At 75.8% G+C, this 15,714-nt stretch carries 12 protein-coding genes; 2 read left to right on the forward strand and 10 right to left on the reverse strand.

The genetic code is table 11. The features are described from left to right. Window positions 1–258: 258 nt before the first annotated feature. From trxA to DQ238_RS07495, 6 genes are all read right to left on the reverse strand, one after another. Complete coding sequence (gene trxA / locus DQ238_RS07470; protein ID WP_113780657.1) at window positions 259–585, reverse strand: thioredoxin; 327 nt, start codon at window positions 583–585, stop codon at window positions 259–261. 198 nt (window positions 586–783) lie between these two features. Then, a complete protein-coding gene (gene trxB / locus DQ238_RS07475; protein ID WP_113780658.1) occupies window positions 784–1,761 on the reverse strand; it encodes a thioredoxin-disulfide reductase in 978 nt (325 codons plus the stop codon). 94 nt (window positions 1,762–1,855) lie between these two features. Further along, complete coding sequence (locus DQ238_RS07480; RefSeq protein WP_113780659.1) at window positions 1,856–3,430, reverse strand: protein kinase family protein; 1,575 nt, start codon at window positions 3,428–3,430, stop codon at window positions 1,856–1,858. Window positions 3,431–3,498: 68 nt separating this feature from the next. Next, window positions 3,499–5,211: a murein biosynthesis integral membrane protein MurJ gene (murJ, locus tag DQ238_RS07485; RefSeq protein WP_233495795.1), complete on the reverse strand. Its 1,713-nt coding sequence runs from the start codon at window positions 5,209–5,211 to the stop codon at window positions 3,499–3,501. Window positions 5,212–5,623: 412 nt separating this feature from the next. Continuing rightward, the gene (locus tag DQ238_RS07490) at window positions 5,624–7,987 is read right to left on the reverse strand and encodes a DUF6049 family protein (protein WP_113780661.1); all 2,364 of its coding nucleotides are present in this window, start codon (window positions 7,985–7,987) and stop codon (window positions 5,624–5,626) included. Between the two features lie 73 nt (window positions 7,988–8,060). Next, on the reverse strand, window positions 8,061–8,537 hold the full coding sequence (locus tag DQ238_RS07495) for an NUDIX hydrolase (protein ID WP_113780662.1): 477 nt from the start codon (window positions 8,535–8,537) through the stop codon (window positions 8,061–8,063). A gap of 108 nt (window positions 8,538–8,645) precedes the next feature. Between DQ238_RS07495 and DQ238_RS07500 the strand changes: the two genes are divergently transcribed. Continuing rightward, on the forward strand, window positions 8,646–10,091 hold the full coding sequence (locus tag DQ238_RS07500; protein ID WP_113780663.1) for a CCA tRNA nucleotidyltransferase: 1,446 nt from the start codon (window positions 8,646–8,648) through the stop codon (window positions 10,089–10,091). A gap of 524 nt (window positions 10,092–10,615) precedes the next feature. Here the strand turns inward: DQ238_RS07500 and DQ238_RS07505 are convergent. Further along, window positions 10,616–11,869 carry an MFS transporter gene (locus DQ238_RS07505; protein ID WP_113780664.1) on the reverse strand — a complete coding sequence of 418 codons (1,254 nt, stop codon included), beginning with the start codon at window positions 11,867–11,869 and terminating at the stop codon, window positions 10,616–10,618. A gap of 112 nt (window positions 11,870–11,981) precedes the next feature. On the opposite strand from DQ238_RS07505, the gene DQ238_RS07510 reads away from it, so the two are divergent. Further along, entirely contained in the window at window positions 11,982–12,641 is a 660-nt protein-coding gene (locus tag DQ238_RS07510) for a YqgE/AlgH family protein (RefSeq protein WP_113780665.1), read from the forward strand. A gap of 268 nt (window positions 12,642–12,909) precedes the next feature. Here the strand turns inward: DQ238_RS07510 and DQ238_RS07515 are convergent, their stop codons facing one another. The 3 genes from DQ238_RS07515 to DQ238_RS07525 all read right to left on the reverse strand — a co-directional run bounded on the left by DQ238_RS07515 (window position 12,910) and on the right by DQ238_RS07525 (window position 15,586). Then, window positions 12,910–13,671 carry a hypothetical protein gene (locus DQ238_RS07515; RefSeq protein ID WP_113780666.1) on the reverse strand — a complete coding sequence of 254 codons (762 nt, stop codon included), beginning with the start codon at window positions 13,669–13,671 and terminating at the stop codon, window positions 12,910–12,912. A 172-nt stretch (window positions 13,672–13,843) separates the two neighbouring features. Next, complete coding sequence (locus tag DQ238_RS07520) at window positions 13,844–14,923, reverse strand: inositol-3-phosphate synthase (protein WP_113780667.1); 1,080 nt, start codon at window positions 14,921–14,923, stop codon at window positions 13,844–13,846. A gap of 15 nt (window positions 14,924–14,938) precedes the next feature. After that, complete coding sequence (locus tag DQ238_RS07525) at window positions 14,939–15,586, reverse strand: PadR family transcriptional regulator (protein ID WP_113780668.1); 648 nt, start codon at window positions 15,584–15,586, stop codon at window positions 14,939–14,941. Between the last annotated feature and the right edge of the window lie 128 nt (window positions 15,587–15,714).

Genomic DNA, 15,714 nt, shown 5'->3' on the forward strand with positions numbered 1-15,714 from the left:
TCGATTCTCACCCCGGCCCTGGCCCCGGCCCAGCCGACCCCCGGACACGCCAGGGCCTCCCCCACCGGCTGGCGGAGGAGGCCCTCCGAGTGGCCCCGTCCCGGGTCCCGCCCCGAGCCTGCGAGGGGTGGAACAAGGGCCCCCTTGCCCCCGACCACTCGCACGCTCGCGCTAGGCCCCCTCCCGGGCACCGCCCCGAGCTTGCGAGGGGTGGGCAGGAGGGGGTCCTTCTACCTGCAAGGGAGCCGGAGTCCTTGATCAGATGTAGTCGGCGAGGTCGGAGAGGATGGCGCCCTTGGGCTTGGCGCCGATGATGCTCTTCACCGGCTTGCCGCCCTGGAACACGGTCATCGTCGGGATCGACATGACCTGGTAGTCGCGGGCGATCTGCGGGTTCTCGTCGATGTTCAGCTTGGCGATCGTCAGCTTGTCGCCGTGCTCGGCGGCGATCTCCTCGAGGACCGGGGCGACCATCTTGCACGGCCCGCACCACTCCGCCCAGAAGTCGACGAGCACGGGCTTGTCGCTGCCCAGCACGTGGTCGGCGAAGGTGGCGTCGGTGACCGTCACGGTGTTGCCTGCCATGGTCGTACTCCCTCTCGGTCTGCTGGTACCCGCCGGCTGCAACCGGACGGGAAGTGGGTGTATGCCCGGTGTGAGGACCATCCTGCCCCCACCGTAGGAGGACCCCGTCCTCCCCAGCCTTCGGAAGAGCACCTCTCGCAGGCTCGGGGCGGGACCCCGGAGGCGACGGGGCCGCGGCGGGCCCCTACCGGGCGATCGTCAGCGCTCGCCGAAGGCCTCGGCCAGGTAGCGCTCGGCGTCGATGGCCGCCGCCGCGCCGGTGCCGGCCGAGGTGATCGCCTGGCGGTAGACGTGATCGACCACGTCCCCGCAGGCGAACACCCCCTCGATGTTGGTCCGGGTGCTCGGCTGCTCCACCTGGACGTAACCCTCGTCGTCCAACTTGAGCTGCCCGACGAACAGCTCGCTGCGCGGATCGTGCCCGATCGCCACGAACACCCCGCTCACCGGCAGCTCCTCGATGGCCCCGGAGGCCACATCGGTCAACTCCACACCGGCCACCGTCTGATCGCCGAGCACGTCGGTGACCTGCTTGCCCAACGCCCAGCGGATCTTCTCGTTGTCCCGGGCGCGCTTCTGCATGATCTTCGAGGCGCGCAGCTCGTCGCGGCGGTGCACCACGGTGACGGTCTTGGCGAACCGGGTCAGGAAGGTGGCCTCCTCCATCGCCGAGTCCCCGCCACCGACCACGGCGATGTCCTGATCGCGGAAGAAGAACCCGTCGCAGGTGGCGCACGCCGATACGCCGTGACCGAGCAGCCGGGCCTCGTTGTCCAGCCCCAGGTAGCGGTACTTCGAGCCGGTGGCCACGATCACCGCGTGCGCCCGGTGCACCTCGTCGCCGACGGTGACCACCTTGGGCTCGGCGGTGAGGTCGACTGCGGTGACGTCGGCGGGTACCAGCTCGGCGCCGAAGCGTTCGGCTTGGGTGCGCATGTCGTCCATCAGCTGGGGGCCTTGGATGCCCTCGGCGAAGCCGGGGAAGTTCTCCACCTCGGTGGTGGTCATCAGCGCCCCGCCGAACTGGGAGCCTTCGAAGACCAGCGGGTGCAGGTTGGCCCGGGCGGCGTAGATGGCGGCGGTGTACCCGGCCGGGCCGGAGCCGATGATGACCAGGTCGCGGACGCCGTCGTGCTCGGCCGGGGGGATGGCCGGCTCGGCGTGCTCGGCCGTCACCGCCGGGCCGGGGGTCGGGTGCTCAGTCGTCACGGGCGGCACAACGAGGATGGTAGGGGCGGCATTCCCCGCTCACCGGGCCGCGGGTCCTCGCTCAGCCGGCGCGGATCGGGGTCACCTCGGCGAGGTCCCCGGCGAACCCGCCGTCGGCCGGCGCCAGCGAGGTGATCCACACCAGCACGTAGCGGGCGGTCACCGGCTGGTCGAAGGTCAGCTCGGCGGTGCCGTCGACCGTGCCGGAGGCGTCGACGGCGTAGCCGTCCAGCGAGACGCCCGGGTCGTTCCCGGTGCGCACCTCGACGGCGATCCCCGGGGTCGTCGTGGTCACGGTGACGCCGGCCAGCCGCTGGTCGCCGCCGAGGTCGTACCGGACGCCGACACCGGGCTTGAGGTTGCCGAACGCGGCCGAGCCCCGGTATGTGACGGTGGACCAGGCGCTGGCCGGGTCGCCGTCGTGGGAGAGGTCGACGTCGTCCTCGTTCTCCGGGTCGCCGTCGCCGTAGGGGTTGAACACCGACGCCCCGGTGACCGCCAGCGGGCCGGCGGAGGGGGCGGCCGTCGTGGTCGGCGCGGCGGGTGCGTCGGTGGACGGCGCCGTGGTGGGCGGGTCGTCTGCGGCGCTGCCGGTGCCGGCCACCGAGAGCACGTTGTTGCCCACGTACCAGGCCAGGGCGACCACCACGAGCAGGGCCAGCAGCGGTAGACCCACCACCAGCAGCCGGCGGCGCCCGGGCGGGGGCGCGCCGCCCGCGTCCTCCTCGGGGTCGGGGTCGTCGTCCGCGGCGGCGAACGGCAGCAGGTCGTCCTCGTCGCCGTCGTCGGCCGTGACGGGAGCCGGCCGGTTGCCGTGGAACACGGTCGAACCCGAGGGGGCGGGCTCGGCCGCGACGTCCTCCTCGCGGCGCTCGCGCAGCCGGCGCAGCCAGCCGCTGTCGGACTCGTCGGGTTCGCGCACCGGCGCCGTACGGGGGCGCTCGGCGAGCAGGGCGGCCATCGCGGACGCGCTGGACAGCCGCGTGCCCGGCTCGGTGGAGCGGGCGCGGCGCACCAGGGCGGCCAGGTCGGGGGCGATGCCCGTCCGACGGCCGGTGTCCGGAAGCGGGGTCGCGCCGGCGCGGTGGCCGGTCAGGCAGTGCTCGAGCAGCTCGCCGAGGGCGGCGATGTCGCCCTGCACGCTGCCGTGGGCGGCGGGGACCGACCGCAGCCCGACCAGGCCGCCCGGCCGCAGGACGACGGTCTCCGGGCTGATCCCGCCGACGGCCAGCCCGGCCCGGTGGGCGTCGGCGACGCCCTCGGCCAGCCGGCGCATCACGGTGCGCACCTCCCGCTCGGGCATCGGGCCCTCGGCCAGGCGCTCGGCGAGGGCCTGGCCCTCGATCCACTCGTTGACGACGTAGGCCGCGCCGCCCGGCGCGCGCCCGTCGCCCTCCGCGGCGTCGTAGACCATGGCGAGGGCGGGGGTGGCCAGGCCGCCGGCGGTCAGCGCCCGGCCGATCCACTCGCGGGCGGGCGGGCCGCCCGGGGTGTGCACGCGGACGGCGACGTCCCGGTCGAGGATGCGGTCCCGGGCACGCCAGCAGCGGATCGCGCCGGTGGCCGTGGTCTCGGCGGGGCCGACCTCGTCGAGGGGCCGGTAGCGGTCGGGCAGGCCGGTGGTCGTGGACGTCATCGACGGCTCCGGCCCCCTGTCCGCTCCCGGCCGGCGGCTGGGTCGCCCCGGCGGCGGCGACGCAGTGCTCACCCGCGTCCCAGGCGGGACCTGACGGCGGCCAGGGGCTCCCGGATCTCGGGGACTCGGGCGACCACGATCCCGGCGAGAGCCGCGCCGCCGACCACCACGGTACCGACGAGCAGGGTGCCGAGCGACCCCCTCACCGACGTCCCGAACGCGGCGTCGGTCACGGCCACCGCCGCCCAGCCGAGGAGGCCGGCGACCAGGGAGGCGGCGGCGATCCGCAGCACCGGACCGCGGGTCCTGCCGCCGTCCACGTCGCCCAGCCGGCGGCGCAGGGCCGCCTGCCCGATCCCCCAGCCGGCGACGTAGGTGAGGCTGGTGACCAGCATCAGCCCGGCGACCACCTGCCCCGGCTCGACGACCACCGGCACCAGCAGCAGCAGCGGCACCCGGACGGCGACCATCCCGAGCTGGACGAGGGTCGGGGTGCGGGCGTCCTTCATCGCGTAGAAGACCCGCAGCTGCAGCAGGGTGATCGCCATCGGCAGCAGCCCGAACGCCCCGACGGCCAGCGCGACGCCGATCCCCCGGGCCTGGGCGACCGTCGTCTCCCCGTGGCCGAAGGCGATCGTCGCCACGGCCGGCCCGAGGACGACGAGCGCGGCGGTGATCGGCAGCAGGCCGAGCGCCGACAGCCGGGTGCCCAGGGAGAGGTCCTGCACCACGCCGGGCACGTCGCCGCGGGCGGCCGCGCGGCTCATCCGCGGCAGCAGGGCGGTGAGCAGGGCGACGCCGATGATCCCGTAGGGCATCTGGAACAGCAGGTTGGCGTTGGCCAAGGCCGCGTTGCCCAGCCCACCCGCGGCCGCGGCGGCCGCCGCCACCTGGTTGGCCACCACCACGCCCACCTGGCTGACCAGCACGTAGCCGACGACCCACAGCCCCAGCGACCCGGCCTCGCCCAGCCCGGTGCCGCGCAGCCCCCACTGCGGCCGCAGCGGCACCCCGTGCCGGCCGAGCAGCGGCAGGAGCACCAGCGCCTGGACGGCGATGCCCAGCGTGGTGCCGACACCGAGCACCCACACCTGGGTGTCGGTGATGGTCACCGGCGTCAGCGGCCCCGGCCCGCCGGCGAGCACGAACAGCCCGCCGGTGACGATGACCACGACGTTGTTGAGCACCGGTGCCCAGGCCGGCGGCCCGAAGACCCCCCGGGCGTTGAGGACGGCCGTGGCCAGGGCGCCCACGCCGTAGAAGACGATCTCCACCAGCAGAATCCGGGCCAGCCAGGTGGCCAGCCGCACCTGGTCGGGGTCGTCGCGGATGTTCATCAGCCAGGTCAGCGCCGGAGCGGCCAGCACGGCCAGCGCGGTCAGCGCGCTCAGCCCCACGACGGTCAGGGTCATCAGCCGCTGGGCGTACCGCACGCCGCCGTCGGCGTCCTCCTCCTGCGCGCCGACCAGCAGCGGGACGACGACCGAGGTGAGCACCCCGCCGAGCAGCAGCTCGTAGACGATGTTGGGCAGCAGGTTGGCGACGGTGTAGGCGTTGCCGACGGCGGCCACGCCCAGCACCGCGGTGAGCACCGCCGTCCGCAGGAAGCCGGTCAGCCGGGAGACCAGCGTGGCCACCGCCATGGTGCCGGCGGCGCGGAGGATGCCGCGGCTGGCGCCGGGCCGGCCCTCCCGAGCCTCGACCTCCTCGTCGGACTCGTCGACCGGCCGCGGCACCGCCGGCAGCACCGGGATGAGCTGGGTGTCGTCGGGCCCGGGCACCCACCGTGAGGCGCCCCGCGGATACGGCGGCGGTACGGGGGGCAGGTGGCGCGCGCGGGGGGACGGCGGCGGGACCGGGGGCAGCGGCCGGCCGGCCTCCGGCGGGTACGGCGGGGTCGGGTACGGCGGGGTCGGATACGGCGGAGGGGGCAGCGGGAGGGCCGGCGGTGTGCCGGGTCCGGGGACCCGCGGCGGGGCGCCGTCCCGCGCCGTCCCGTCGACGGGGGGACGGCGGGCCGCCGACGACCCGTTCGCCGCGGCCCGCCGCGACGGGGCAGGAGGCGGGGGGACCGGGGGCAGCGGGACCCGGCGCTGCTCCTCGACCGGGCGGTCCCCGCTCACCGGACCTCCTCGCCGGCGCCTGCCGGGCGCCGGCGCGGGGTCGCCGTGCCCGGTGGTGGGCTTCCGCCGCTCACACCGGGCTCCGGGTCGGCGGCAGCGGGACCGGCCCGCCCAGCGCCCCGCCGTCCTGCGGGGTGCCGCGGCCGCGGCGCAGCACGAACAGCACGAGGCGGCGCAGGAACAGCAGCCCGAGCAGCGCCGCGGCGCCGAGGGTGGTGAGCAGCGAGATCGACCCGTAGACGGTGCTCTTGACCTGCAGTTGCACCTGCTCGCCGAGGGGGCCGCCGTCGGGGGTGGTCAGGCCGGCCACCACGCCGAAGCGGCCGGACTGGCGCACCTCGGTGGGCACCTGCAGCGTCGTCCGCTGGTCGGGCGCGAGGACCTGCTCGCCGACGTCGGCCACGGTCAGGGCGCCGCCGCGGGTCTGCACCCGCAGCCGCACGCGGACGGCGAAGGGCAGGTCGTTGCCGATGGTGAGGACGAGCGGGGCGTCCCTGGAGGCGAGGCTGTAGGTGCCGTCGGCCGGGGCCAGCAGGCTCACCCGGTCGCGCAGCCGGTCCAGCGTCGTCCGCAGGTCCGCGGCGGCCGCGGAGAACCCCGGCGGGTCGTCGCGCCAGGCCGCGGAGGTCGCCCGGGCGACGGCGGCGTCATAGGGGGCCAGCGCCTGGTCCGCGCTGCCGTCGACGGCGCCGGCGAGGTCGTCGCGGGCCCGGACCGCCGCGGCGACGTCGGCCATCCCCGCGGCGCCCAGCCCGCCGGGCTCGGCCGGGGCGGCCAGCCTGCCAGTGGTGGCGTGAGGGCCGCCGTCCAGCTGCGCCACGGTCGCCGGGCGCAGCCACGGCAGCTGCGCGGCGTCGGCCATCATCCGGCTTCCGCTCGCGGGGTCGGCGTCGACCTCCCGGGGCGGGGCCACCAGCACGGTCTGTCCCGCGGTGATCCCCGGCCGGAGGGTGAGCAGCGCCAGCTCGGCGAGGTAGCGCTGCTCGGCGACCGGAGCGCCGCCGGAGGGCCGCCCGGCCGTGTCGGCCAGCTCGCCCAGCCCGCCGTCGGCCACCAGCGCGGCGACGTCCCCGCCGGAGGTGGGCACGGTGGTCCGGGCCGCCGCGCCGCCGTCCTCCAGCCCGAGCGCCGCCGAGCCGTCGGTGAGCCCGCCGGGGCCGAGCACCACCTCGTCGACGCCGCCGGCGAGCAGCGTGCGCAGGGTGTCCGCGCGCAGGGAACCGCCCGGCGCCCAGGCCAGGTCGGTGCGGGGGGCGACCCCGAGCGCGTCCCGGAGGATCTCGGCCCCGGCCCCGGAGGTCGGCTGGGCCGCACCCCCCGCAGCCGTCGCCGGCGCCGCGGCGAGGGCGTCGGGGTCGTCCCGCGCCGTCCCGCCCGGCGTGCCCGGCAGGCTGCGGGTGACCACCTCGGACAGGCCCGCCGCGGTCAGGGCGTCGGCGTCGACGTCGCCGTAGGGCAGCGCGACGACGGGGTGGTCGGCGGCGAGGGCACGCAGCCGGCCGAGGAAGGCGGCGGCGTCCTCGCTGCCCTCCCCCGCGTCCTGCCGACCGGCGACGTCGTAGGGCCCGTCGGCCATGAGCTCGAGCTCCTCGACCAGTGCCGGGTCGACGGCCAGGGTCACCCGCACCACCGGCGCGGGGTCGCCGCTCCCGGGCGGGGGAGCCTCGGGCAGCTGCTCGACGGCGGCCACCGCCCGGTCGAGCCGGCCACCGGCCGCCACCTCGCCGGCGAGCCCGTCGTCGACGAACCGGCCGCCGGCGTCGCGGTGGGTGCGCTCCACCAGCGGCCACAGCCAGGCGACGGCGGTCGGCGCGACCGGCTGCGCCGGCGGCTGCACCAGGTACGTGGACAGCTCGCCGACCCGGCGCCGCTCCCCGTCGGGCGCGGCGCCGTTGAGGTTGAGCAGCAGCGGGTAGACGCCGTCCCGGTCGATCTGCAGCTCGGCGGTGTCCGTGGTCAGGGTGAAGGCGACGGACGCGCCGGGCGCCAGCTCGCCGGGGACCTGCTGGAAGGGTGTGGCGACGGCGGACACCGGGTCCGGGTCGCCGTCGCTGGCCAGCAGCTCGGCGCGGGTGGCCAGGGGCGTGCCCCGCTGCAGCCGCACGTCGAGGCCGGTGAGGGTCTCGGTGCCGGTGTTGGTCAGCGTGCCGCCGATGGTGACCGGAGCCCCCGGCGTCAGCGTCCGCGGCTCGACGCGGGTGAGGTCGACCCGAACCGGGCGGTCGCCGTCGGTGCTCTCCTCGTCGGCGGCCGACGCCTGGACGCCGGGCGCGGCGGCGGCGGGCGGGGCCGGCCCGGCGAGCGAGGCGGCGAGCAACCCGGCCAGCACGCCGCAGACCGGCGTCCACCGGTGCCGGCGACGGCGCGCGGCGGCACGGCCGGGACCCTGCCCGACGGACCGGCCGCCGGCGCTCCCGACCGCCGACCGCGTCACGGCAGCTCCCCGCCGGCGCTCGTCGCCGTCGGGGCGCGGCCTGCGGGTGGTGCCGGGGAGCGCGTCCGTCCGCTCACGCGCTGTCGGCCAGGAGCGCCGGCGCCCGCTCGACCAGCGCCCGCTCGTCGGCGTAGGCCAGCCGCTCGGCCAGCTCGTCGAGGGGCACCCAGGCGACCTCGGTCACCTCGATGTCGGCGTCGGACAGGGCCCCTCCGACGGCGCGGAGCAGGAAGTGGTGCACGGTCTTGTGGATCCGGCGGCCGTCGGCGACGAACCAGAAGTCGATGACGCCCAGCGGGGCGACGACCTCACCGATGATGCCGGTCTCCTCGGCGACCTCCCGGACGGCGGTGTCCTCCGGGGTCTCGCCCTCCTCGATGTGGCCCTTCGGCAGGGACCAGAGCAGCCGGCCGCGGCGGTCGGTGCGGCCGATGAGGGCGGCGCGCGGCCCCGTGATCGGGTCGTCGGCCACCACCAGGCCCCCGGCTGAGGTCTCGTCGACCCGGCGCAACCGGCGGCCGGGGCGCCCTCGCCCGCCCGTCCCAGCCATGCCAGGAGGGTAGCGCGCCGTGCGGCACTACCCTGGATCGTCGTGTCCGGTCAGCTCCAGAGTCGTCCCCCGGCTGCGCCCCACGGTCGGCCCCCGGCCGGGGACCCGGTGCCGCCCGCCGTCCAGGAGGTCGTGCGGGAGATCGTCGACGTCTCCCCGGTGCTGACCCGGCTCGGCGAGCGCTTCACCGCCGCCGGCTTCCAGGCGCACCTCGTCGGCGGTTCGGTGCGCGACGCGCTGCTGGCCGCCGGCTCGGGTGAGCCGCGGATCCCCGGGGACCTCGACGTCACCACCGACGCGCGTCCCGAGCAGGTGCTCGAGCTGCTGCGCGGGTTCGCCGGTTCCACGTGGAACACCGGGATCGCCTTCGGCACCGTGGGTGCGGAGGTCTCCGGCGTCCGGCTGGAGATCACCACCTTCCGGGCCGACCGCTACGACCGCCAGTCGCGCAACCCCGAGGTCGCCTGGGGCACCTCGCTGGTCGAGGACCTGGCCCGCCGCGACTTCACCATCAACGCGATGGCGGTCTCGCTCGGCCCGGACCGCACCGTCACCGACCCGTTCGGCGGCCTCGGCGACCTGCTGACCCGCCGGCTGCGCACCCCCGGGTCGGCGACCGAGTCCTTCGCCGACGACCCGCTGCGGATGATGCGCGCGGTCCGGTTCACCGCCCAGCTCGGGACGACGCCGGTGCCGGAGGTCGTCGAGGCGATGACGGCGATGTCCGGGGAGCTGGCGCGGATCACCCCGGAGCGGGTGCAGGTCGAGCTGTCCAGGACGCTGCTGCAGGACTCCCCCCGGGCGGCGCTGGAGCTGTTCGTCTCGACCGGCCTGGCCGACGTCGTCCTGCCCGAGCTCTCCGCGCTGCGCATGGAGATCGACGAGCACCACCAGCACAAGGACGTCTACAGCCACTCGCTCACGGTGCTGGAGCAGGCGATCGCGCTGGAGGAGGCGGATTCTGCCGCGCACTCACCGGACCTGGTGCTGCGGCTGGCGGCGCTGCTGCACGACGTCGGCAAGCCGGCCACCCGCCGGCACGAGCCGGGTGGGCGGGTGTCCTTCCACCACCACGAGGTGGTCGGCGCCAAGCTGGTGCGCAGGCGGCTGACCGCGCTGCGCTATCCCAAGGACGTCGTCGAGGACGTCGCCCGGCTGACCTTCCTGCACCTGCGCTTCCACGGGTACGGCGGCGGCCAGTGGACCGACTCCGCCGTCCGCCGGTACGTCACCGACGCCGGCGACCTGCTGTCCCGCCTGCACAAGCTGGTGCGGTCGGACTGCACGACCCGCAACAGGCGGCGGGCGGCGGCGCTGTCGGCCACCTACGACGCGCTGGAGCGGCGGGTCGCCGAGCTCTCGGCGGCCGAGGACCTCGCGCGGGTGCGACCCGACCTCGACGGCAACGCGATCATGGAGATCCTCGGCATCCCGCCCGGACGTGAGGTCGGCGAGGCGTGGCGGTACCTCAAGGACCTCCGCCTCGAACGCGGCCCGCTCGACCCCGCCGAGGCCGAGGCCGAGCTGCGCACCTGGTGGGCCGCGCGGGAGTAGCGGAGTGCTCCGGCGCAGGAAACCTCGCTCCTCAGCCTCCGCTGTGGACGGCGGGAGCGGCACGGGAACCGGCTCGGCCACCCTGCCCGGGTGCGTCTCCCACCGATCGACCACGACGGGGTGCAGGTGGCTCCCCGTCGTCTCCTCCTCGCAGAGGGCCTCAGCCCCTACCGTCTGCGCACCGCCGTGACCTCCGGACGATGGCAGGAGCCCCTCCCGGGCGGGTACGTGAGCCACCCGGGCCCCCTCACCCGGCGGGAACGCTGGCACGCCGCACTGCACTTCGCCGGTGACGGGGCCGTCCTGTCGCACCGCAGCGCCCTCGTCGCCTGGGCCACCTCTCGGCGGCCGACTGGAGCGCAGACCTGCGTCGTCAGAACGCCATCCAGGCCGCACGGGTGACGCTGTTCCGCTTCCCCGTCCGCCGGTTGCGGGCCGAGCCCCTGACCTGCGGTCGGGAGCTGCTGCCCCACGTCGTCTGACCGGAGGCCGGGAGCGCAGGAAACCTCGCTCGTGGCACTCCGCTAGGTGCAGCGACTCCACATCAGGGCGGTGAGGGGGTAGACCGCACCCACCGCCACCACCACGGGCACCGAGATGCCCGACCTCGGCAGCACGAACGCCGCCACCAGCAGGGCGACCACGTAGCCGACGTTGACCAGCGTGTCGTAGACGGCGAACACCCGGCCGCGGACGTCGTCGTCCACCACCTCCTGCAGGGTGGCGTCGACGCAGATCTTCACCGCCTGCCCGACGAACCCGAGCACGAAGCCGGCCAGGACGACGAGGGGGAGCCGGAACGGCAGCCCGAGGGCCACGAGCAGCGGACCGGCCAGCGCCAGCAGCAGCGTCACCCAGCGGGGCCCGAGACGCCGCACCGCCGCAGGCGTCACGACCGCAGCCAGCAGGGTGCCGGCTGCTCCCGCGGCGAGCGTCACACCGACCCCCGCCAACCCGCCGGGCACCGGTCCCCGGCCGGCGGAGGGGTCGCGGAACAGCAGCAGCGTCATGAGCGTGACCACGCCGACGCACAGCCGGTGCACGGTGACCACGGCCAGCGCGGCCGCCGCCGGCGGACGGGCCCACGCGTGCCGGGCCCCGGCGACCATCCCGGCGGCCACCTCGCGCACCGACGAGACCGCCGCGCCGCTGCCGTCCGGGCCGAGGGAGCGGCGGTCGAACCCGGCGGCCAGCCCGGCCGCGGCCAGGTAGGGCACCGCCGCGGCCAGCGTCGTCACCGCGTACCCGCCGGCGCCGGCGACACCGGCCAGCTGCTGCAGCCCGACCGCGACCGCGCCGCCGACCACGGTGGCCACCGCGCCGGACGTCGTCGCCAGCGCGTTGGCCGGCACCAGCGCGTCGGTGGTGTGCGGCAGCGCCGCCGAGAGCGCCGCCAGGACGAACCGGCTGACCGAGAACACCGCGAGCCCGGTGAGGAGGAACGAGGCCCCGCCTGCGCCGGCGGCCACGAGCGCGGCGAGGACGGCGACCAGCCCGGCACGCAGGACGTCGGCGTGCACCAGTACCTGGCGGCGGCTCCACCGGTCCAGCCCCACCCCGGCGAACGGCCCGACGAGGGAGTACGGCAGCAGGAGGACGGCGAACCCCACGGCGACGTCCACCGGGTCGGCCGCTCGCTGCGGGTCGAACACCACCGTGCCCGCGAGCGCGGCCTGCAGCACGCCGTCCCCGAACTGCGCGCAGAGCCGGACGGCCAGCAGCCGGCGGAGGTCGCGGCGGACCAGCAGGGAGCGCACGGCCGTGCCCGCGAGCTGCACCCGGTCACCCTACGGTGGCCGACCCCTGCCGCAGGGTGGACGACCGGCCGGGGGCTGCCGCGGGGACGATCTCGACGTCCCTGCGACCCGGCGGTGGGGCACACTGGACGGGATGAACCCCCCGCCCGCGTCCGACCCCGAGCCCGGTGGGCCCATCCGGCCCGCGACCGGTCGGCGCCGTGCGGGCGCGGTGCCGGCGCTCTCCACCGGTGGGCTCGACGACGTCCGCCCGGGGGCGCTGCTGGTCGCCATGCCGAACCTGGCCGACCCCACGTTCTCCGGCACGGTCGTCTTCGTGCTCGACCACAACGCCGGCGGCACGCTGGGCGTGGTCCTCGGCCGGCCGAGCCAGGTGGAGATCCGCGACGTGCTGCCCGGCTGGTCCGAGCTCGCCGTCGAACCCGGGGTGTTCCACGTGGGCGGTCCCTGCGAGACCGACACCGCCCTGTGCCTGGCCGTCTCCCGGACGCCGGGGGAGGACTGCGGTCTGCGGCGCGTCACCGGCGACGTCCACCTCGTCGACCTCGACGCCGACCCCGACACCCTCGCCGGGCAGCTGCTCGGGCTGCGGGTGTTCGCCGGCTACGCGGGCTGGTCGGCGGGTCAGCTGGCCGCCGAGGTCGCCGAGGGCGCGTGGGCGTGCGTGCCCGGCCGCCCGGACGACGTGCTCAGCGACCTGGCCGGCCCCGCGCTGTGGCGCCGCGTGATGGGGCGGCAGATCGGCCGGCTGGCGGTGCTGTCCACCGCGTCGGCCGACCCGTCGGCCAACTGAGCCGATCCGTCGGCCACTGATCCGCCACCGCGCGCGTCGGGGAGGCGCGGGGGCCGGGCGTCTGCTAGGTTCCTGGTCGGAGGGGGCGGTCTGGGGAAGAGGCCGCCCCCTCCCTCTGTGTCCCGCCCCCGTCCCGGGCCCCGCCGGTGACCCCGGAAAGGACCCCGTCCTCCCCACCCCTCGCGAGCTCGGGGCGGGACCCGGGACGGGGCCTGAGCCTCGGGACGGGGCCGGGACGGGGTCCTTCCACGGGGGGCAGGGGGTCCTTCTACAGGCCGACGGTCGCCGCCACCTCGGGGTGCGCCGCGCCGTCCACGGTCTCCCCGTCCGCCGGCAGGGCGATGTCCCGCGTCCCGTGGTCCGACAGCGTCACCGTCACGTCGTGGTCCTGCCCCGGCAGCGGAGTGCGGTACTGGGCCAGCAGGTCGTCGGAGCTGTCCACCGCCACCGACCAGCCGGTCCGCGCCCGGTACACCGCGGTGAGCTCGCTGTCGATCATGCGGTTCCCCGCCCACGTGTAGGCGTCGGTGCGGAAGGCGGCGGGGTCGTCGGGCTGCTCGGCGGAGAGGTTGAGCACCACCTGGGTCAGCACGTCGGTGAGGGGGGCCTGCTCGCCCAGCGCCACCGGACGCCGCACGTAGGAGGCCTCCGGCAGGCCCGCGGCGCGCAGCGCGTCGGGCAGACCCGGGACGTCGCCGAACCACAGCTGGTCGGCGGTGAAGAACAGCGTGCGGGTCTCGTCAGGCCGCCCGTCGCCGTACGCGGTGACCGCCTGCGCCCGCCCGACCCGGTCGGTGAAGTCGACCTCGCCGGTGAGGGTGAGCACGGTGTCCTGCCCGTAAGGGGCGGTGACGACGAAGTCCGCGCCGCCCTGCTCGCGGTTGCGCACCAGCAGCTGCGCCAGGACGTCGGCCTCCTGCGGGGTGACCGGGTCGCCGTCGCGCCGCTCCTCGGCGGTGCCCGAGCACCCGGGGAGCAGCGCACACACCAGCGCGAGGGCCGGGAGCAGCTGACGGCGGCGCGCGGGCATGCGGCCCAGCGTAGGCAGCGGCGCAGGTGACAGGGGGAGCCTCCGCGCGGCCGGCCGGGACGCGACAGGGCCCGCCCCTGCCGGAGGACGGGCCCTGTCGCAACGTGCTGGAACGGCCTCCCTGCAGGGTCCCGCGCCGAGCTCGCGAGGCGTGGGGCAGGGAGGTCCTCTTTCAGCGCTCCACGTCGCCCCGGATGAACCGCTCCACGGCGTCCCGGGCGGTGCTGTCGTCGTACTGCACCGGCGGGCTCTTCATGAAGTAGGACGACGCCGACAGCAGCGGGCCGCCGATGCCGCGGTCCTTGGCGATCTTCGCCGCGCGGATGGCGTCGATGATGATGCCGGCCGAGTTCGGGGAGTCCCAGACTTCGAGCTTGTACTCCAGGTTCAGCGGGACGTCGCCGAACGCGCGGCCCTCGAGGCGGACGTAGGCCCACTTGCGGTCGGTCAGCCACGGCACGTGGTCCGACGGGCCGATGTGCACGTTGCCCTGACCCATGTCGCGGTCGACCTGGCTGGTGACCGACTGGGTCTTGGAGATCTTCTTCGACTCCAGGCGCTCGCGCTCGAGCATGTTCTTGAAGTCCATGTTGCCGCCGACGTTGAGCTGCATGGTGCGGTCGAGCTGCACGCCGCGGTCCTCGAACAGCTTGGCCAGCACGCGGTGGGTGATGGTGGCGCCCACCTGGCTCTTGATGTCGTCGCCGACGATCGGCACCCCGGCGGCGGTGAACCTCTCCGCCCACTCCGGGGTCCCGGCGATGAAGACCGGTAGGGCGTTGACGAAGGCCACCCCGGCGTCGATCGCGCACTGCGCGTAGAACTCCACGGCCTGCTGCGAGCCCACCGGCAGGTAGCAGACGAGGACGTCGGCGCCCGACTCGCGCAGCGCGGCGACGACGTCCACCGGCTCCTCGTCGGACTCCTCGATCGTCTCCCGGTAGTACCGGCCCAGGCCGTCGAGCGTGGTGCCGCGCTGCACGGGCACGCCCAGCGGCGGCACGTCGCAGATCGTGATGGTGTTGTTCTCGCTGGCGACGATCGCCTCGGACAGGTCGCGGCCGACCTTCTTGGCGTCGACGTCGAACGCGGCGACGAACTGCACGTCGGAGACGTGGTAGTCGCCGAAGCGCACGTGCATCAGCCCCGGCACCGACGACGTCTCGTCGGCGTCCCGGTAGTAGTGCACGCCCTGCACCAGCGAGGCGGCGCAGTTGCCGACGCCGACGATGGCGACCTTGACAGAACCCATGGGGTCTCCTTCTTCCTAGGACCGCGAACGGTCGGTGGACGGACCAGGGGTGGTCCGGGGGGCAGCTGCGGGACGGGACGTCCCCGCGGAGGGGTCGGACGCCGGCGGGTCGGCGCCCTGCCGCTCGCTGTCGATCAGCTCCGACAGCCAGCGGACCTCGCGGTCGACCGACTCCAGGCCGTGCCGCTGCAGCTCGAGGGTGTAGCGGTCGAGGCGTTCCCGGGTCCGGGAGAGCGAGGCCCGCAACCCCTCCCGCTGCCGCTCGACGGTGCGGCGGCGGCCCTCGAGGATCCGCAGCCGCACGTCGGCGGCGGTGTGCCGGAAGAACGCCAGGCGGACGCCGAAGAGCCCGCCGTCGTCGTACGCCTCCGGACCGGCCTGGCTCACCAGCTCGGCGAAGCGCTCCTTGCCCTCCGCGGTGATCGTGTAGACCACCTTGCCGCGCCGGCCGGTGAGCGGCGGCGCGTCCGCCGGCAGCGGGGTCCGCCGGTCCGGTTCGTCGGTGGTGACGTACCCGGCGGCGTGCAGCCGCTTGAGCGCGGGGTACAGCGACCCGTAGGAGATGCTGCGCAGCCCGCCGAGCACCTGCGCGAGCTGTTTGCGCAGCTCGTAGCCGTGCATGGGGGACCCGTTGAGCAGGCCCAGGATGGCGAGCTCGAGCACGTCGCCTCCCCTGTGCTCCGGATCGATGTATCGGCACGATACATCGACCTGAACGGTGCGGCGACGCCCCGGACCCGTGCGACGGCGGGGGAGGGCCGGCTCCGGGCACGTCGGGAGGTCTCGGACGT

This window comes from Geodermatophilus sp. TF02-6, assembly GCF_003319115.1.
Lineage (GTDB): Bacteria > Actinomycetota > Actinomycetes > Mycobacteriales > Geodermatophilaceae > Geodermatophilus.